Origin of the sequence: Frankia sp. Mgl5, from assembly GCF_023242985.1 — a bacterium.
Lineage (GTDB): Bacteria > Actinomycetota > Actinomycetes > Frankiales > Frankiaceae > Parafrankia > Parafrankia soli.
On sequence record NZ_JALKFY010000852.1, the window covers coordinates 53,862 to 72,428 of the forward strand.

Below are 18,567 nucleotides of genomic sequence, written 5' to 3' on the forward strand. Positions count from 1 at the left end.
CGGCCGCGGCCGAGCCCGCCGCCCTCATCTCAGGACGCAGCCGATCGTCGCCGCCTCCCGGACGGCCGGCAGCTCGAACCAGACCTGCTTGCCCGGGCCGGTCGAGGGCGGATCGTCGACGACACCCCACCGGCTGGCGAGCGCGGCGACGAGCTGCATCCCGCGGCCGGACTCGTCATCGTCCTGGGCGGCCTTGAGTACCGGGCGCAACGAGCTCCCGTCGCTCACGGCTACCCGGACCTGCTCGCCGCGGCACTCAACCGACACGCGCAGCACCTCACGGGCTCCCACGTAGCGAACGGCGTTCGTGACGACCTCGCTGACCAGCAGTCTCGCGACTTCGGCGGCGTTGCCACAGCCCCACGACACGAGCAGATCGGCGACCAGCCCGCGGGCCTGCCCGGCTGCCCGGGGATCGGCGGGCAGGTCGAAGCCAGCGGTCAGAGCTTCGGCCACGCATCACCTTCCGGGCGGTTGTCCGTTTCCGGTCCGCCCGCGTTGCCACGGCCGGGCCGGCGTCGCGTTCCTCCCACCTCCGCGTGGACCTCAAACCTGATTGGCGTGGTCCTGCCAGACCGGAGGCGCGAGACACAGCCTGGCCCGGGTCCGGTGCGGGGTGGTCGCGACTCGCCGCAACCCCCGATGACCGCACTGCTGGCGGTCGGCGTTCAGATGACGTCGATGCCGTCGAGCACCGAATCCTTGCGCGCGAGCCAGGCCCTCGTGACGGCCTCCACCTCAGGGCTCAGCGACGGGTCCGAGGCCTGGTCGCGGCCGGGGCCACGGTCCGCCGGGCCCGGGCCGGCCGGGCCGCTGGAACGGTCCGCGCCGACGTCGGCGTTGGGACCTCCCGGGCCGCCGGACCCCCGCTGGCCGTTCGGCTGATGCTGGCCGTTCTGGCCGCCGCCATACCCGTTCTGACCGCCATACCCGTTCTGGCCGCCGTGCCCGTTCTGGCTCTGGCCGCCGTGCCCGTTCTGACCGCCTTGGCCGCCGTCGCCGTTCTGGCCACGCGGGCCGCGCCCGACACCGGCCCAGGAGTCGTCGACGGAGATGGGACGGCGCTGCTCGGCGGCCTGGCTGCTCCACGGGGAGCCCTGGGGACGCGGCTGGTCCGGGCCCGCGTGCCGGCCGCGCGTACGCGCCGGGTCGGAGGTGAGCCGTCCGACGGGCGGCCGGGTTCCACGTTCGGGGCCGCGGACGATGTCGGGATGCCGCGGCGGCGGTGGTCCGGCCGCGGCGGCCGCCTGCCCGCGCGCCAGCTCCGCGGCCCGGGCGGCGGCGATGCTGGCGGGCAGCATCTCCACCGGGCCGGAGATCGGCGGCGCCTGCCGGGACGTCGGCACCGAGAAACCGTCGGCCTGAGCCGCCGGGGCCTCGACACCGTCAGGACGGGCCGGAGCCCGGGACGGCTCGGACCGGGACACGCCGGCCGCGGGCTGGTGCTGCGCGGGTTGGGACTGCGCGTGGTGGGGTGGGGGGCGGGACGGATCGCCCGGGTGCTGGGCCCGTCCGGGCATGCGGTCACCGAGCCCGGTGGAGACCGGGCCCGTGGACCGGCCCGGGCCCATTGCCGCGGGCTGGCCGAACAGGCCTGGCCGCGCGATCGGGCCGGACTGCTCCACCTGGCCCTGATAACCGGGATGGCCTGGCTGCCGGCCCTGGCCGGGCTGCCCGGCGTAGCCAGGCTGCCCGTTGCTGTAGCCAGGCTGCCCGTTGTGGCTGGGCTGCCCGTTGTACGCCGGTTGCCCGTTGTAGCCAGGCTGGCCGTTGTAGCCGGGGCGCTCCATCGGCCCGGTCGGCGGGCCGCCGGCCGGGCCGGCCGCGGGGCGGTGCACGGGTGGCCCGCCCGGGCGGTTGAACCCGGGCGCGGGCCGGCTGCCCGGGCCACCGGGAAGCTGTTGTTCGCGGGCTCGCTCGAAGCCGGGGGCCGACATCGGACGTCCCGGCTGCCCGGCGGTGCCCGGCGGCGGCCCGGCTGCCTGGAGCCCAGGTGGTTGAAGTCCGGGCGGCTGGAAGCCGGGTGGTTGGAGCCCCGGCGGCTGGAGGCCAGGCGGTTGAAGTCCCGGCGGCTGGAGGCCGGGCGGTGCGGAGCGGCGACCGGTGTCGGCGGGGGGTGGCCCCGGCCGGCCGGGTGGGGCCTGCTCGCCGGGCGGGCCCCCGCCGACCCGCGGCGGCATGCCGGCGCCCGGACGGCGGATCCCGGCCAACGGGTCGCCGAATACGGGGGTGCGGGCGGACGCGCCGTTGCCCGCGCCGCCCAGGGGCGTTCCGCCCGTCCGCGAGCCGCCGGTGGGCATCCCGCCGGTGGCCGCGGCCGCGGCCGGCGGAACGGCGGCCGGCGGGCGCGTGCCCGCCGGCATGCCGGACGGATGCGACGGCGGTGGCATGGAGGGTGGTGGCATCGACGGCGGTGGCATGGAGGGCGGCGGCGGCACGCGGTGCGGCCCGGTCGGCCGGGGCGCGGCCATCGGCTCGTCCGCCGGGCCGGGGGCGCCGCGCTGCCGGACCGGGTCCGTGCCCCGTGGCAGTTCGTGCGGCATCGTCGACTGGCCGGTGCTGGTCTGCGTCGTCGTCGAGTAGGAGCCCGTGTCGAACGGTGGTGGCGCGGCCGCGCGAACGTCCGGCCGGCGCTGGTCGGCGGGGCCTCCCGCCGCCGCGTGGCGGGGGTCGGCCGGGCGCCCGTCCGCCTGGCGGCCGTCGCCGGACCGCGTGGCCGGGGCTTCGGGCAGCGGCCGGGGCGTCACCTCGTCCTCGGTGGCCGCTAGCTCACCGGTGATGGCGACGACGGTGGCGCAGGGCCAGAGCCGGTCACAGCTGAGGCAGAGGTCGAACTCGTTCGGTTGGTGCAGGTCAATCAGTGTGATCAGGGAATTGATGTGCTCGACGATCCGTGGGCCGGCCAGTACTGGTCCGTTCGCGATCATCTCGAGTTCCGAGCGCAACTGACCGTGGTACCGCTCGACGTCGACTACGCGCGGATCCTCCATCGAAGGCAGCATGCACCATTGCGGGCGGAAACGTGCGGGGGGCACCACCACTGCGGGTAACTGGTGACCTTGTCCTCACTATGTGCGTCCGCCGTTTCCACGGATAGCGAGTGCTGTGTGCACCCGCCGCGACAGAGTGGCGATAGCGGTGCGCTCCGTCGGAGCTCCCGTCACACAGCGCCCGCGCGCGGTCGGATCGGTCCGGCCCAGATGGGCCAGCGCCGGGCCGGCTGGCGTCAGGTGCGGTCGGGCCGGACCTCGCCGTCGCGGCGGACCTGCCGCATCAGCCCCTCCTGGAGCCGTGCGAACTCCTCGATATAGGGACTTTCCACGCCTGCGGCGCCACCGGTGTCCTTACCGCCCTGTGAGCGGTCGAAGACCGGCTCGAAGCCGGCGAACTGTCCGTTCTGGCCGGGCATCCGCTCGTTCTGGCCGTCGAAGGCCGGGTAGTGGCTGCCGCTCGGGGGCGGCGGAGGTGGCGGGGTGCCCCGTTCCTGCTGGCCGTCATAACCGCCGGGCCCGTACGACGGCAGGTTGCCGGCCGCGGACGGCGGGCGCTCCGATCCGTTGTCGAACGCCGGATAGTGGCTGCCATTGGACGAAGCGGCGCGCTCGGGCGTGCCGTCGTAACCGAAGCCCGCTCCCGTCCCGGTGCTTCCGGAACCGATCGACAGCGGCGTCGATCCGCGCATGCCCTCGCCCGAACCGATCTCCGGCTGCTCGGTCGACAGGAATCCGTCGGAGGCCGGGTAGATCCGCGCCGAGAGGCTGACCGACATCGGGTCACTGCCGTACGTGATGACGTCGACCTGGTCCTCTGGCCCGATGCCGCCGTTTCGAGCGAGATCGACGAACCGGAAGAGGTCCGCCCAGCGCAGCCCCTCAAGGTCCACACTGATTCTCAGCGCCATTGGTTTGCCCCATCCCTCGGCTCGTGCGTGTCGACGGTTACCTGGCTTCCGACGCGGACGCTTCTCCTGGAGGCCGGGCTCCCCCCCGGCGCCTCTGCGCGGCCGGCCGTGTAGGGCCGGGCTGCGATGGGCGGCAGCTTATACCGCGTTGAGGTGGCATTCCCCATCCGGGCTGGTTGATATGCCTGTGTTCGCGGGTGGGGGTAAGGCGTGGGATTCATCTGTGTGTCGGCGCGGTGTACCTGGGCGCGAGCGAGATCGCGGCGGATGATCCGTCCGCCGCCCGGCGACGAGCGTGAGGGCTGGGATCCGCTGTGTCGCCGCCGGCTGGCGGGCAGTTTGATTTCCCGGCGGGACGGCCCCGGCAGCACCGCACGGCCTGCTCTACCGGGAAATCGGAAGCATCGGGCCGGTCCCGCCGCCGTGGACGAGTAGGGTCCGAGCCTGTGAGCGTAGTTTCCGGCGATGTCAACGGTGTCGGGGGCGCGGCCGGCATCGACGTGTCCGGTGGTTCGCTGCCCATCCGGCTCCTTCATGATCGGGTGTTGGTGCGGCCGCGGGAGGATTCCGCGGACCGGCGTTCGAAGGCGGGCATCGTGATCCCGGCCACCGCGCAGATGGGTAAGCGGCTGGCGTGGGCCGACGTGGTGGCCGTCGGCACGGCGGTGCGCACGATCCAGGTGGCCGACCGGGTGCTCTACGACCCGGAGGACCGCGCCGAGGTCGAGCTGCACTCGACCACCTACATCCTGATGCGCGAGCGTGACGTGCACGCCGTGGCCGCCGAGCGGCTCGACGACGGGCTGACCGGCCTCTACCTCTGAACCGCTGCCGCTGGTCCGTCCGAGCGCGCCGGGGTACCTCCGAGCCGCGCCGGCGTTCTCGCGCCGGCCGACCCACCACCGACGGGCGGTGTGCGGCCGGTCGCCGTCGCGGCCCGGTTCGCCCCCATGACAGACCGATCGTGCCGACGGTGCCGGTCATCGCGGGGCCATCCCTGTGGTCCGGAGCGTCCGAGTGTGGCGGGAGTGACACCGCGCCGGGCTGCCCCTGCTTGGTGCGGACACTCCTCGGCCCGTATCCTTCGCTCGGCTCTGGAGATCCGCGTTCCGAACTGGTGGCCGTGGGTACCGGCTCCAGGTGCGGGGAACGCGGACATCTGCTTGTCGCCCACTTCTCTGGCCAGAGCCACTGCTTATTGTGATCAGCCGATGTCGTTCGGGTACCGCGCATGGTCGATCCGGTGGTCAGGGTCGGCGCCGGTGTCGACAGGCCGCGGTCTGTGAGGACGAGGAAAGGTAAGGAGACGCATGGCTCGTGACTTCGACGCTCGGCGAAGCACGGATGTCGAGGAGGACGAGCTCCAGGAGCAGAGCCTGGAGACACTGAAGGCGCAGCGCGCCGGAGCGGCGGCCGACCTCGGCGACGACATGGACGCGCTCGAGGCGGAGCTGGACCTGCCCGACGCCGAGGTCAGGGACGAGGAGCTCGCGCTGCGGGTGCTGCCCCGGCAGGCGGACGAGTTCACCTGCACGAGCTGCTTCCTGGTGCAGCACCGCAGCCAGCTCGCCGACCCACGCCGGGCGGTGTGCGCGGACTGCGCGGCCTGACACGCGCGCGGCCCCGGGCAGGCAGGCATGAGCGGTGGACGTCCATCGCATGACGCCGGACGGGCGGTTCCGGGAGCGAGGCCCTTGCCAGGCCCGCCCCCGGAGCCGTCCGCCCGCCGGATGGGTGCGGTCGCGGTCGCGGTCCTGGTCGGGTGCCTGACGGCCTACTACGCCCTGCCCGTCTACGGCGATGGCGGCGGGCGGTGGTTCCCGCTGCGGGTGGGGCTGTTCGCCCTCGGCCTGATCCTGACCGGATGCCTGCTCGCCAGGCAGGTGGTCTTCGCTCGGCACGTCTCTGCCGCGTGGGTCCGCGCGCAGTGGCTGTTCGCCGGGATCTGCGTCACCGTCGTCCTGTTCGCCGCCGCCTACTACGCGCTGGCGGTCGGTGCGTCCGCCCAGATCTCCGGCATCCGGACCAAGACCGACGCGCTCTATTTCGCCGTCACCGTGCTGACCACGGTCGGCTTCGGGGACATCCACGCCACGGGTCAGGCCGCCCGGGGCGTCGTCACCGTCCAGATGGGGTTCGACGTCCTTTTCGTGGCGACCGCGGCCTCGGCGCTGCGCGCGTCGAGTTCGGCTCGCCGGGCGGCGCGCGCGTCCTGAGGGCGGCGCGGCCTTCTTTCCGACACCGCTCCTGCGCCCCGGTTGCCGGTGGTCCAGAGTAGCTGTACCACTACCCTGAGTTTGGGAAGTGGGGGTGAGCGCGTGGCCGGCGCGGACGAACCGGACGACCGTTTCGGAACGCCCGGGTCTGCCGTGCCCCGGGCCGGCGGGGGAGACGGGGCCGCCGCGCTGCCGCGCATCCAGCCGCCGCCGGCCGGCGACCTGCCGGTGGTGGGGACGAGGCTGGTCCCCCCGCGTCCGGTCGTCCCGCATGTGACCCGGCCGCGGCTGCTGGCGCTGCTCGACGAGGCGGTCGACCGGCCGCTGACCGTGGTGTGCGCACCGGCCGGCGCCGGCAAGACGATGGCGCTCGCCGACTGGGCGCGATCGGGCCGGCCCGCGCACCCGGTGGTCTGGCTGCGCGTCGACCCGATGCTCGGACGGCGTACCGCGCGCGCCGAGCATCCCGGTGGCGATCCGGCGGCCGGTGGGCCGTTGTCGTCGCCGTCGTCGTCGCAGCCGGGGTCGCAGCCGGGGTCGCCTTCGTCCGCGCTGTCGTTGTTGCCGTCGGCGCGGAGCACGACGCGGTGGCCCGGTCCGCCCGTGTCCCTGTGGTCGCAGATCCTGCGCGGGCTCACCCGGGACGCCGGCCTGCCCCCCGGGGACCGTCTCGCGCACCTGGTCGCCGCGGACGCCTGGATCTGCCCTGAGCGCTTCCGGCGGGAGCTGGTCAACCAGCTCGCCGAGCTGCCGGCCCCGGCGGTTCTGGTCCTCGACGACGCGCACCTCGTCCGGGATCCCGATGATCTCGCCGGGCTGGAGCTGCTCGCGAGCGAGGGCGAGGGCCACCTGCGCATCGTCCTGTCGGGGCGGGCGCCGATTCTGCGCGTGCACCGGCTGCGCGCCGAGGGCAGGGTCACCGAGATCGGCCCGGCGGAGCTGGCCTTCACCACGGCGGAGACCGCCGAACTGCTCGCCGCCCACGGCCTGCGTGTCCCGCCCGGCGCGGCGGCCCAGCTGCGGCGCGCGACGGAGGGCTGGGCGGTCGGCCTGCGGCTGGCCGCGGCGTGCGCGGTGTCGAGTGGAGCCCGGAGGCCGGCCCCCGGCGCGCCCGCCGGCCGGGACGAGCAGTGGGCGCCGGCCCCGCCGGTCCCCGTCCCGGCTGACGTGGTCCCGGGCCGCGGCGCCGAGCGCGCGGGCAGCGGCGTCCCGCCGGCCGAGCTCGACCCGTCCCGCGCGGGGAGCGGCGCTCTGCCGGCCGAGCTCGACCCGTCCCGCGCTGCGCGGGCGGCGATCGCCGAGTTCCTGCACGCGGAGGTGCTGGAGGAGTACCCGGAGCCCGTCCGACGGTTCCTGCTCCGGACGAGCGTGCTGGAGCGGATCAGTGCCCCGCTCGCCCACGCGGTCTCCGCGGTGGCGCCCGCGTCCGCCCAGACATCCGCGCACCTGCTCGGTGAGCTCGCGCGCCCGGGCGGCTTCCTCGTCCGGCTGTTGGACGGGCCGGCTGCGACAGCTCACCCGGGTGCCGGCGACCACCCGGACGACGGGGTGGGCGGTCCGCTCCCGGCGGCCGTCGCCACGTTGCCGGACGGCCGCCCGGAGTATCGCCTCACCCAGGAGGCCACGGCTGAGACCACGCAGGAGTGGTACCGGTTCCATCGGATGTTCGCGTCGATGCTGCGCGGTGTGCTCGTGCGTGATCCGGAGGAGGACTCCCGCGAGCTCAACCTCCGCGCCGCCCTCTGGTTCGCCGCGAACGACCGCACACCCGACGCCGCCCGTCACGCGTCGCGGGCTGGTGACTGGTGGTATCTCGCCTGTCTGCTCGTCGACGGCCCGGCACTGGTGGACGTCCTGTTCGGACGCTCACCCGAGCTCGATGCGCTGGTCGCCGGGCTGCCCGCCGCGGCGGCGGGGCTGTCGGCCGAGTGCGATCTCGTCCTGGCCGTCGCACAGCTGCGCTCCGGCCGGCTGGAGGCCGGTTCGGCCAGCCTGTCCTCCGCGCGGGCGCAGCTGCCCGCGGCGGGGTCGGGCCCGGCGGCCGCCCGCCGCCGGACGCTCGTCGACCGGATCGACATCGTGGAGGCGTACCGTGCCGAGCTTGCCGGGGAACCGGCGGCGATGATCGCCGCGGCCCGGCGGCTGCAGCGTTCCGGGCCGCCGGGTGGCCCGCCCGCCGGGACGGCACCGCGTGCGGGCGCCGCCGCCGGGCCGGCACGGGCACCCGGGGGCGATCCGGACGCCGCGGCCGACCGGGCTGTGATCGACCGGGCTGGGGCCGACCGGGCTCCGTCGAGGCCCGGTCGGGTGCCGGACGAGCGGGCCCGCGCGCTGGCGTTGTGCGCGCGGGGCCGGGGCGAGCTGTGGCTCGGCCGGCTGGCCGTCGCCGCCGGCCTGTTGTGCGAGGGCGCCGAGGTGGCCCGGCGGGCCGGGCTCGGCGGCGTCGAGGTGTCCTGCCTGGGGGCACTCGCCCTCCAGTACGCGCTGCGCGGCCGGCTGCGCCAGGCCGAGAGCCATCTGTACGCGGTGGTCGGCACGGCGGCCGACCCGTCCGGAGCACTGGCCGGTCGCTCTGGTGCGCTGGCCGGCGTGCCCGATGCGGCGACCAGCGTCCCCGGCGGGGCACGGCCCGGCGAGCGGTGGGGCATCCCCGGACTGCCCGAGGCGTATCTGGCCGCCGTGCTGGTTCACCTGCAGCGTGCGGAGCCGGTCGAGGCCGACCGGTGGCTGGGCGCGGCGCGGATGACGATCACTGCCGCCCACCCCGCCTTCCTCGGCGGGATCGCCGCGATCTGCGCCGCGCGGCTGCGCCTGCTCGACGGATCACCCGACGAGGTGCGCGCGGCCCGGCGGATGTTGACCGTCGCCAGGACCGGCCCGATGCCGCCGCTGTGCGCGGCGGCCAGGCAGGCGGCCGAGGCGGACCTGCTCGTCGCCGCCGGTAATCCGGAGGCGGCCCGCCGGCTGCTGCTGCGGGACGCCGACCGCGCGGCCCCGGACCCGCAGACCCAGCTCGCGCTGGCGCGCTGCGCCCTGGCCTGCGCCGACGTTCCCGCGGCGGAGGAGGCGCTCGCCCCGCTGCTGCGGGCCGACGACGGCGGCGCGGGACTCGTCGCGGCGTGCGTGCTCGGCGCGGTCGCGGCTGCCCGGCGTGACGACCACGCCCGCGCCGGTGGCCTGCTCGCCCGGGCGGTGGCGCTCGCCGCGGACGAGGGCATGGTCGCGCCGTTCTTCGAGGCGGGGACGGAGGCGCTGGCGATGGTGCTCGCCCATCCCGGGCTGACCGACGCCTATCCGGCCTTCGTCGCCGTCCTCACCCGGTCGGGGAGGTCCGGGCCGCGGCCGGTGCCCGTGCTGTCGCGATCCGCGGCGCAGGGGTCCGCGTCGCCTCGGCCTGCGGCGTCGAGGCCAGCGGCGGCGCACGCGGGGCCCGGCGCGTCGGGGCAGGGGAGCGCGCCGCCTCGGGCGGGCGTCCGGGCGCCCGCCGCGTCAGGTGCCGGGCCGGCGGCCCGCGCGGGGGAGCCGACGGACCTGGTGGTCGGGCCCGATGTCGTCGTGCCGCAACCGGCTCCGCCGATGTCGCAGCGGTCCCGGACCACGGTGCCGGCCGCCGGGCCGGGGCGGCCGGCCGGGTCGTTCGCCGGCCCGGATCCGGCCTGGCCCGGCGCGCAGGGAGCCCCGGACGGCGGCGGTCGGGACGTCCGCAACGGCGTCGACCGCGGCATCGGTATCAACGACGGCGGCCTCAGCCGGGATGGCGATGGCGTCGATGGCGACGGCAACCGCGTCGACGGCAACCGCGTCGGTGGCGACGGTTTCGGTGGTGGCGGGGGCGTGGGTGGGCTCGGGTCGCCCCGGGGGCCGTGGCGCCCCGATGGCGCGCCCGTGGGCGGCCCCGGTGACGCCCGGCGCCGAGGCGGTCCCGGTGGTGGGAGCGCGGGTGGTGGGCCGCGCCCGGGGAGTGGGGAGCACCGGCCGGAGCCGGCCGAACGGCTCAGCGAGCGCGAGCTCGCGGTGCTCAGCTACCTGCCCACGATGCTCACCACCGCGGAGATCGCGGCCGAGATGTACGTGTCGGTGAACACCGTCAAGACGCACCTCAAGAGCATCTACCGCAAGCTGGACGTCGCCAGGCGCCGGGACGCCGTCCACCGTGCGCGTGCCCTTCACCTGTTGTGATCGGCCACCTGTGGCGATCGGCATCTGTTGGGATCGGCACACGTCGTCAGCCCGCCGGGCGGTGTGTCTCGTCGGGCCATCCCGCGTCGTCGAGGTGCCACACGGCCCTCGGTGGCAGGTGACGGGCGTGCTCGCCGGGCTCCTCGGGGGTGCCCGCGGCGGGCTCGCCGCCTTGCGGCGGGGCCAGGTCCGGGCCGGTGCCGCACCACCCCGGTGCGACGTCTGAGCGGGGCGGACTCTCTCCGGCGCCCCACCACTCGGGACCACCTTCGTGGGGGTACCCGGGGTTGTGGACCTGCCCGGCGGGGCCGGGGAAACCGCTGGGGCCGAGGTCCTCCCACATGGCGGGGATGCCCGCGTGGGGATGTTGGCCCGGGGGTGGTCCGGCGGCCGGGAAACGAAATCCGGTTGGCTCCTCTGTCCCGAACCGTTCAGTGCCGGCCTGCGGCCAGAACCGCTCGGTCGTGCCATCCACCGAGGGGAAACGCGGGGGAAACGGAGGAAGTGGAAGCGTCGCGGCAACGGCTGCCGGTCGGCGGCGGCGCGGCGGGCGTAGACCGCGCCCGAGACAGACGAGCAGGGTGGCTCCACCGGCCAGCATGATGATCGAACCGAGGACCCGCAGGTCGATGCCGGTCAACCGATAGGACAACGCATAGCGGAGCGTTGCGCCCGCGGCGATGAGGAAGATCGCGAATCCGGTCGTCACTCGCTTCACCTCATTTCGGCGGGCCTCGTGGGCCGACCGCAATGGTGATCGAATGTGATCGTCAAATATACGCTCGGTGAGAAAACTACCCTCTGTGGCAGGTGGTTACACGCGTGCAGCCGAAGGTGGAGGTGGTGGTCGGACCGGGCCAATTTGAGGGCGGTTGCTGGCACCTTTGGGTGGTGGAGGCGCTGCGTTGATGTGACTGTGCGTGTCGCAGTCGTGACGATCAACGGTGTCCCGCGGGGAAATGACGCATGAACTGAGGTTCATTATTCACATAAGCGGGCCAGGCTTATCAGGCGTCAGAAAGTAGGCTTCGCGGACTGGCATCTGGGTAGTCGCGGCCCTAGGCTTGCCGAACATGTCCAGCTTGGCCGGAAATACGCCGGCTGATTCGCGACTACCGGCCAGTGACCTGGTGTCGGTCTGCCCCCGGAGGCATGTGTGACTGACCGAATGCTCAGCAATCCCGATGGTAGCCCCAGCGGCCATCCGGCCACCGGCCGGCTCGCCGTGACGATGGACACATCGGCGGGGGTTTCTCGGCCGCCCGGCGTGGCGGCCCCGCACCGGGCACCTACGATGCGGCACGCGCCGATCTCGGCGACGTCCGCGGTGGGCCACCCGGGCGCCCGTACCCGTCCCGGCGCGGTGGCGGCGGGTCTGCCCGGCCGCGCCCCGGTCGCGGCCCGCGGGCCGCAGGTGCCGCGGGATCTGGCGCTCGGCGCGGCGGAGCTGCGCGGCGTGCTCCGCGTCGTCGAGGACTGCGAACGAGCGGCGTCGCTGCCGGCGTTCCGCGAGGCGGCGCTCGACGGGATGGCCCGCCATCTCGGCTACCGCCACTCGGCGTTCTTCCTCGGCTCGTCCCCGCAGGCGACCTTCCAGGACGCCCGCCCGACCGGTCGCGGTCTCGCGCTGCGCATGGCCGGGCCCTTCCTGGAGCGGTACCGCAGCCTCGAGGTCTTCAACGACCCGGAGAGCCTGCGGCTGATGTGGGAGCGCGGCCTGGTCACGCTCGACGAGATCGGGGTGCCCGACCGGCCCGAAGTCCGGCTGCGGTTGGAGCGCTTCCTGCGCGCCCACGGGATCCACGCGAAGCTGCTGATCAGGCTCGCCGGGGGAAGCGGTGTCGGTGCGGTCGTCTCCCTGCTGGACCCGCGGCCCGGTGCCTTCGGGCCGCGTGACCGCGCCGTGGGCGCCGTGCTCGCCCGCCACCTCGGCAACCTGCTGCGCTTCTACATCCGGGTGAACCCGGGCCCGGCCGTGACGGCGAAGCTTTCCGCCCGTGAGCGCGACGTCGTCCGCCTGGTGGCGGAGGGCCAGTCGAACCGGCAGGTGGCGGAGGCCCTCTGCATCAGCATCGACACGGTCAAGCACCACCTGACGCACGCGCTCGTGGCGACCGGTTGCTCCAACCGCACCCAGCTCGCGCTCGCCTGGCAGCGTGAGATGGGCTCGATGCCGGCGCCGGGGCTGCCCCGCCCGTAGCCGGTGCCGTCGTATCCCGGCCAGCCGTGGTCGGGGCGCTCGCGGGTCCGCGGACCGGCGGCGCACGAGCGGGCGGTGCGGGGTGCCCACCCGGTGCCGATCGCTCTCCTCAGCACAACCTGTTCATGATCGTCCGTGCGGGTTCGCTCGACCCGCACCCTCCGGGGGCACCGGCGCCCGGATAGCAACGCCCGGCCGGCATGCCCGGCAGGGTCGTCGGACCAGCCCACGGCCCGACATAGCCCGGACGTCGAGAGATCGGCGCCAGGCGGAACGTACACCGGATCGCGCCCGCGCTCGCCCGGCGCGCGGCGCGTCCGAGGGCTCGGCCGCGCGCCACGGCGCACGCGGACCGAGGCCGTCCGCACCCCCGACGGGAGACCGGCGGGACCGGGACCGCCCATCCCGGTCACCCGCCGCGGGCTGACGTCGAAGCAACTCGCGGTCACATGTTCGGCGTGGGGGGGGGGGGGGGGGGGGGGGGGCGCGGCCCCGGGCGCCCCCACGGCCGGGGGTGCGGCCGGGGGTGTCGTCAGGTCCGGGCAGGGCGGAGGCCGGGCAGGTGGCGTCCCGTAGAAACAGCGAGGCACCATGGCCCGCGGAGGTGCCGTGACCCGGATCGGCGCGGGGGACGCCCGTCATCTCCGGGAACGGGGTGTCGCGGGCCAGCGGGGTGTCGCGGGGCACCGCGGCGGAGGCGATGGCTGTGGGCGGGCCCGCGGGAAGGCTGGGTAGGGCGGGGAAGGGGTGGACCAGGCCCTGGCGGGCCGCCCATCCGCGCGGCCCGGTCGTGGTCGGGGCCACCCGCCCGAAGGTGGACATCGGCAGCGGCTCGGCCCGCGCGGGCGCGATCCGGGCCGGAGCGGGACGCGTCGGGATCGGGGCCGGAGCCGGGTGGGTGGCGGGAAGCTCGACGGGGCGTCGGGTCCCGTCCGGAGACGTCCCGATCACCGCGACGAACCCGGCCGGACGGCGGGCCGCCGCCCGGCGGACCGCGCGCACCACCGCCCCGAGCCCGGGGGGGACATGCCCGCGCCCGGGTCGCCATGGCGCTTGTCGTAACGGCATCCGCACGTGGCCCTTCTCGTTCACCGCCGGTGCTGGTGACGCCCGCGGCGCCCACCTCGCGGTATCCAGGTCTGTCGGGGCATCCGTTCACGAACCGGGGCCGACCCGTGCCCGGCGCCGGCCGGGGCGGGACCGCCCTCGGTGGGACCGGCGCCGCCGGCAACCACAGCCGCCGGCTGCTACACACAGTGAAGCCCCGTGAACGAAGGGTATGAAGGCTCTTCGGGCATCCGCAACTAGTTCGTGGATGTCGGACATGCAGTACCGGCATCCGCACCAGCGGTCGACGCACCCCCGGTGGGTGTGCTCCCCCGACCTTCGCGCTTCTGACCTGCATCATCAGGCGACGCACCGGCTCAGATGGCCGGGTCGCAGGCGCCGGGACGGCCGTCCCGCACGGCACGGGAAGACCACAGGCGACCCACCTGATGGGGTGGGTCGTCAGGGCGCCGGACGGCCGCCGTGCCGGCCCGACGGCCCCGCGGCCACCGTCCGGCCGGTCAGCCGGTGGTGGCGGCGACGGCGTCGACCATGGCGGCGGTCAGGGTGGCGACGTCCGCCGGCTCCATCACGAACGGCGGCATCGCGTAGACGAGCCGTCCGAACGGGCGCACCCACACCCCCAGCTCGACGAGCAGCGGCTGGATGACGGCCATGTCGACCGGACGGTGGGTCTCGATAACGCCGATGGCGCCGAGAGTGCGGACGTCCGCGACGCCCGGCAGGTCGGCGGCGGGCGCGAGCCCGGCCGCCAGCGCGTCGTGCACGGCGCGGACCCGCTCCCGCCACGGGGAGGCGAGCAGCAGCTCGACGCTCGCCCGCGAGATCGCCGCGGCCAGCGGGTTGGCCATGAACGTGGGGCCGTGCATGAACGCGCCCGCCTCCGACGCGCAGACGCCGTCGGCCACCTCGGCGGTGCACAGGGTGGCGCCCATCGTCAGGTAGCCGCCGGTCATCGCCTTGCCGACACACATGATGTCCGGGGTGATCCCGGCGTGATCGCAGCCGAACAGCTCCCCGGTGCGCCCGAAGCCGGTCGCGATCTCGTCGGCGACGAGCAGCACCCGGTGCCGGTCGCACAGCTCACGGACCCGGGCCAGCCAGCCGGGGGCGTAGAAGCGCATCGCGCCGGCGCCCTGCACGACCGGCTCGAGAACGACCGCGGCGATCTCCCCCTCGTGGGCGGCGAGCAGGCGTTCGACGTCGGCGAGGTCGTCATCGGTGACCGGCTCGCCGAAGCCGGGAGCCGGGGCGGGGGCGAACAGATGCCGGGCCAGCAGGCCGGTGAACAGGTGGTGCATGCCGGTGTCGGGATCGCAGACCGACATCGCGCCGGAGGTGTCACCGTGGTAGCCGCGGCGGATCGTGAGCAGCCTCGTCCGCCCGGGCCGGCCGCGCCCGGCCTGGTACTGCAGCGCCATCTTGATCGCGACCTCGACGGCGACGGAGCCGGAGTCGCAGAAGAACACCCGCTCCAGGCCGGGTGGGGTGACCCGGACAAGCAGCTCGGCCAGCGCGACGGCGGGCTCGTGGGTGAGCCCGCCGAACATGACGTGCGACATCCGGTCCAGCTGGTCGCGGGCGGCCTGGTCCAGGACGGGATGGCGGTATCCGTGGATCGCCGCCCACCACGACGACATCCCGTCGAGCAGCTCGCGGCCGTCGGTGAGGGTCAGGCGCACCCCGGCGGCGGAGGCGACGGCGAACAGCGGCGCCTGGTCGCGCACGGAGGCGTACGGATGCCAGACGACCGCGCGGTCCCGGGTGACCAGGTCGGAGGCGTCCATGGCCCCAGCTTCTCCCACCGGCCGCCGGAGCGGGCCGGTGGCGGCGGGCGCGGGGCTGTGCCGCTGCTCACCCGGCTTCGGCCGGTGGGACGTGCCACGGCCGAAGCCGGGGGCCGGGCGAGGCGGGGTGTGGGGGTGTGTCGGAAGGGCCACACGGGGCACCCACCGGTCCCGGGTGCGGGCGGCGGCGTCGAAGATGGGACGGGCACTGTCCACCCGCTCACACTGTCCACCGCTCGCCGGCCGCCCGCCGGTGCCGGCTGCCCGCCGCCGTGTGGTCGGCCACAGGTCCAGGGAGGAGTCACCTCGCATGCCGCCCGACCCCACCGACCCCGCCGTGCCGGCCGCGCGTACCGCGGCCGCAGCGCTCGCCGAGCCGGCGGTGCTCGTGCGCCGCGAGGGTGCCCTCGGCCGGATCACGCTGAACCGACCGAAGGCGATCAACGCGCTGACCACGGGCATGGTGCAGACCATCGACGCGGCGCTGCGGACCTGGGCGGCTGACGACGGGATCGCCGCGGTGCTCGTCGACGGGGCGGGCGGGCGCGGCCTGTGCGCGGGCGGCGACATCCGCTTCTTCCACGACTGCGCGCGGCGCGGCGACCCGGCACCGAAGGCGTTCTGGGCCGCCGAGTACCGGCTCAACGCGCTGATCAGCACCTACCCGAAGCCGTATGTGGCGCTGATGGACGGGCTCGTCATGGGCGGCGGGATCGGGATCTCGGCGCACGGCGCCACCCGGATCGTCACCGAGCGCTCGGTGCTGTCGATGCCCGAGGTCGGGATCGGCTTCGTCCCCGACGTCGGTGGCACCCACCTGCTCGCGCGGATACCCGGGGAGATCGGGACGCATCTGGCCCTCACCGGCGCCCGGATCGGCGCCGCCGACGCCATCGCCTGCGGGCTGGCCGACCACCACCTGCCCAGCGACGCGCTGCCGGCGTTCGTCGCCGCGCTGCGCGAGGCCGCCCCCCCCGCGCGCGGCACCGCGGCGGCCGGCCTCGGCGCGGGCGGCGCGGGCCCACTGGCCCGCCGGTACGCGACGGTCGCCGCGGCGACCGGCCCGTCCTCGCTGGCGGCCGACCGGGCCTGGATCGACCCGTGCTACCGGCACGGCAGCGTCGAGGAGATTCTTGCCGCGCTGACGGCCAGCCCCGCCCCGGCGGCCCGCGCCGCCGCGGAGGAGATCGCCGCGAAGTCACCGACCTCGCTGAAGGTGACCCTGCGCGCGCTGCGTTCGGCGCGGGCGCTGCCCGGGCTGGGAGCCTGTCTGGACCAGGAGTACCGGATCGCCTGCGTGCTGCTGAGCACCCACGACCTCGTGGAGGGCATCCGTGCGGCTGTCGTCGACAAGGACCGCTCCCCTCGCTGGTCCCCGGCCCGGCTCGACGACGTCACGACCGAGGACGTCGACCGGTTCTTCGCCCCGCTGGGCGACGCCGAGCTCGGCCTGGGCGACGCCGGCGGAATCGGTCCGACCGACGACTCCGGTCCGGGCGGCGAGCTCGGTCTGCGCGAAAGAGAGGCGGCCCGATGACCGACAGCTGGGGCGCGGCGGCCGGGACGCCGGCAGCGGCCACAGGACCTGTCGAGTCGACCGAGCCGGTTGGAGTCACCGCGCCGGTGACGGTGCCGGGTCCGCCCCGGCTCGCCGGCGGCGCGGTCCTGCTGGCCGCGGTGCTGCCGGCGCCCGGCACAGCCTGGTCCCCCGCCGCGGACCCCGGGACCGGGCCGGCGCTCGCCGCGGTGGAGAAGTTCGACGACGACTTCGGCGGCGCCACGGACGCCCAGCTGTTCCCCGAGGAGGCCGCGACCCTCACCCGCGCGGTCGACAAGCGCCGCCGCGAGTTCACCACCGGACGGATCTGCGCCCACCGGGCGCTGGAGGCCCTCGGCGTGCCCGCGGTGCCCATCCTCCCCGGGGAGCGCCGTGAGCCGCTGTGGCCGGCCGGGGTGGTCGGCAGCATCACCCACACCGCCGGTTACCGGGCGGCCGTCGTCGCCCGCGGCGCGGCAGGTTCGGCGGTGAGTGTCGGCATCGACGCCGAGCCGAACGAGCCGACGCCCGGCGGCGTGCTCCGCGAGATCTCGCTGCCCGCGGAGCGGGACATGCTCACCGCGCTGGGCCGGGAGCACCCGGCTGTCTGCTGGGACCGACTGCTGTTCAGCGCCAAGGAGTCGGTGTACAAGGCCTGGTTCCCACTGGCCCAACGCTGGCTGGGCTTCGACGACGCCGAGCTGACGATCACCGTCGACGCCGGGGCCGACGGCGGGGGCGGGGCCGGCAGCGGTCCCGGTGGGAGCAGCCTCAGTGGGATCAGTCCCGGCTGGAGCCGACCCGGTGCGAGTGGTGGGGACGGGCCGCCTGTCGAGGGAGCGCCCATCGCGGGGGCACCTGGGGTGGATGCGCGGGGGGTGTTCCAGGCGCGTCTGCTGGTGGCGGGGCCTGCGCTGCCCGGCGGGGAGCTGACCGGTTTCAGCGGGCGCTGGGCGGTGGGCCGGGGCCTGATCGTCACCGCGATCGCCTTCACTCCCCCGATCTGAAACCTGCCGCACCCGCAGCGATCCGCCCGGTCGGGTGGCCGGGTCGGGAAGCGCGGTGCGGGTGAAGATTCGCCGGGGTCGGCCTACCGTGGGTGGGTGTGAGCGTGGTGTTCCTGGAGGCCTCCGGGCCTGCACCGCCCGACCTGTGCTGGGAGCGGTACGCCGTCCCGGCGGCCTGGCCGGGCTGGGCGCCGCAGATCCGGGCGGTCGAGATCGAGAGCGCGGGGCGCGTCCCCGCAGGTACCGCGGGCCCGGCGGGTGCCGCGGCCGGAGCGTATGCCGGGCAGGGCCACGGCACCTTCCAAGGGCACAGCCGCGATCAGGATCATTACGGCTGGCGGCCCTGCGGCGAGGAGCCCCGTGGGGCGGACGCGGGCAGGTGGCAGCGGATCGTTCCCGGGCTGCGCGGGCAGGTGCGTCCACTCGCCGGGCCGGCGGTGCGGTTCCTCGTCACCGCCGTGGACGAGTTCGAGCGCACCTGGAGCTGGCGGGTCGGGATCGGCCCGCTGCGGCTGGACCTCGACCACGGCGTGGACGCCTGCCTCGACGGCGGCACGTCCACCTGGCTGCGGATCACCGGACCGGGCCCGCTGCCCCACGCCTACGCCCCACTGGCCCGGGTCGCGTTACGCCGCATCGTCCGCTGACCCGGCACGAGGCGTCCCGCACTTC

General features: G+C 75.3%; 13 protein-coding genes. 8 read left to right on the forward strand and 5 right to left on the reverse strand.

Annotation, left to right across the window (positions count from 1 at the left end; all coding sequences use genetic code 11):
* Positions 1-24: 24 nt before the first annotated feature.
* The 3 genes from MXD62_RS37595 to MXD62_RS37605 all read right to left on the reverse strand — a co-directional run bounded on the left by MXD62_RS37595 (position 25) and on the right by MXD62_RS37605 (position 3,901).
* On the reverse strand, positions 25-456 hold the full coding sequence (locus MXD62_RS37595; RefSeq protein WP_248834074.1) for an ATP-binding protein: 432 nt from the start codon (positions 454-456) through the stop codon (positions 25-27).
* Positions 457-668: 212 nt separating this feature from the next.
* Positions 669-2,990, reverse strand: a complete 2,322-nt coding sequence (locus MXD62_RS37600) for a hypothetical protein (protein WP_248834075.1) — start codon at positions 2,988-2,990, stop codon at positions 669-671.
* A gap of 236 nt (positions 2,991-3,226) precedes the next feature.
* Complete coding sequence (locus MXD62_RS37605) at positions 3,227-3,901, reverse strand: hypothetical protein (protein WP_071065827.1); 675 nt, start codon at positions 3,899-3,901, stop codon at positions 3,227-3,229.
* Between the two features lie 446 nt (positions 3,902-4,347).
* On the opposite strand from MXD62_RS37605, the gene MXD62_RS37610 reads away from it, so the two are divergent.
* The 4 genes from MXD62_RS37610 to MXD62_RS37625 all read left to right on the forward strand — a co-directional run bounded on the left by MXD62_RS37610 (position 4,348) and on the right by MXD62_RS37625 (position 10,296).
* Positions 4,348-4,725: a co-chaperone GroES gene (locus MXD62_RS37610; protein WP_020463076.1), complete on the forward strand. Its 378-nt coding sequence runs from the start codon at positions 4,348-4,350 to the stop codon at positions 4,723-4,725.
* 486 nt (positions 4,726-5,211) lie between these two features.
* Positions 5,212-5,511, forward strand: a complete 300-nt coding sequence (locus MXD62_RS37615; protein ID WP_020463075.1) for a DUF4193 family protein — start codon at positions 5,212-5,214, stop codon at positions 5,509-5,511.
* An 84-nt stretch (positions 5,512-5,595) separates the two neighbouring features.
* The gene (locus tag MXD62_RS37620) at positions 5,596-6,117 is read left to right on the forward strand and encodes a potassium channel family protein (protein WP_248834076.1); all 522 of its coding nucleotides are present in this window, start codon (positions 5,596-5,598) and stop codon (positions 6,115-6,117) included.
* Positions 6,118-6,219: 102 nt separating this feature from the next.
* Positions 6,220-10,296: a LuxR family transcriptional regulator gene (locus tag MXD62_RS37625; protein ID WP_248834077.1), complete on the forward strand. Its 4,077-nt coding sequence runs from the start codon at positions 6,220-6,222 to the stop codon at positions 10,294-10,296.
* Between the two features lie 46 nt (positions 10,297-10,342).
* On the opposite strand, the gene MXD62_RS37630 is transcribed toward MXD62_RS37625, so the two are convergent.
* Positions 10,343-11,005 (reverse strand): hypothetical protein, encoded by a 663-nt coding sequence (locus MXD62_RS37630; RefSeq protein ID WP_248834078.1) that lies wholly within the window; start codon positions 11,003-11,005, stop codon positions 10,343-10,345.
* A gap of 447 nt (positions 11,006-11,452) precedes the next feature.
* Between MXD62_RS37630 and MXD62_RS37635 the strand changes: the two genes are divergently transcribed.
* A complete protein-coding gene (locus MXD62_RS37635; RefSeq protein ID WP_020463071.1) occupies positions 11,453-12,496 on the forward strand; it encodes a LuxR C-terminal-related transcriptional regulator in 1,044 nt (347 codons plus the stop codon).
* A 1,568-nt stretch (positions 12,497-14,064) separates the two neighbouring features.
* Here MXD62_RS37635 and bioA read toward each other — a convergent pair.
* A complete protein-coding gene (gene bioA / locus MXD62_RS37640; protein ID WP_248834079.1) occupies positions 14,065-15,351 on the reverse strand; it encodes an adenosylmethionine--8-amino-7-oxononanoate transaminase in 1,287 nt (428 codons plus the stop codon).
* Between the two features lie 310 nt (positions 15,352-15,661).
* Here bioA and MXD62_RS37645 point away from each other — a divergent pair, with 310 nt between their 5' ends.
* The 3 genes from MXD62_RS37645 to MXD62_RS37655 all read left to right on the forward strand — a co-directional run bounded on the left by MXD62_RS37645 (position 15,662) and on the right by MXD62_RS37655 (position 18,542).
* Positions 15,662-16,888: an enoyl-CoA hydratase/isomerase family protein gene (locus MXD62_RS37645; RefSeq protein WP_248834080.1), complete on the forward strand. Its 1,227-nt coding sequence runs from the start codon at positions 15,662-15,664 to the stop codon at positions 16,886-16,888.
* A gap of 86 nt (positions 16,889-16,974) precedes the next feature.
* A complete protein-coding gene (locus MXD62_RS37650; RefSeq protein ID WP_308301390.1) occupies positions 16,975-17,895 on the forward strand; it encodes a 4'-phosphopantetheinyl transferase superfamily protein in 921 nt (306 codons plus the stop codon).
* 98 nt (positions 17,896-17,993) lie between these two features.
* Positions 17,994-18,542: an SRPBCC family protein gene (locus MXD62_RS37655; protein ID WP_248834081.1), complete on the forward strand. Its 549-nt coding sequence runs from the start codon at positions 17,994-17,996 to the stop codon at positions 18,540-18,542.
* Positions 18,543-18,567 lie beyond the last annotated feature (25 nt).

Coding starts and splice junctions, on each gene's coding strand:
- MXD62_RS37605 (WP_071065827.1), bottom strand. CDS start 3,901: ATGGCGCTGAGAATCAGTGTGGACCTTGAGGGGCTGCGCTGGGCGGAC.
- bioA (WP_248834079.1), bottom strand. CDS start 15,351: ATGGACGCCTCCGACCTGGTCACCCGGGACCGCGCGGTCGTCTGGCAT.
- MXD62_RS37615 (WP_020463075.1), top strand. CDS start 5,212: ATGGCTCGTGACTTCGACGCTCGGCGAAGCACGGATGTCGAGGAGGAC.
- MXD62_RS37600 (WP_248834075.1), bottom strand. CDS start 2,990: ATGGAGGATCCGCGCGTAGTCGACGTCGAGCGGTACCACGGTCAGTTG.
- MXD62_RS37645 (WP_248834080.1), top strand. CDS start 15,662: ATGCCGCCCGACCCCACCGACCCCGCCGTGCCGGCCGCGCGTACCGCG.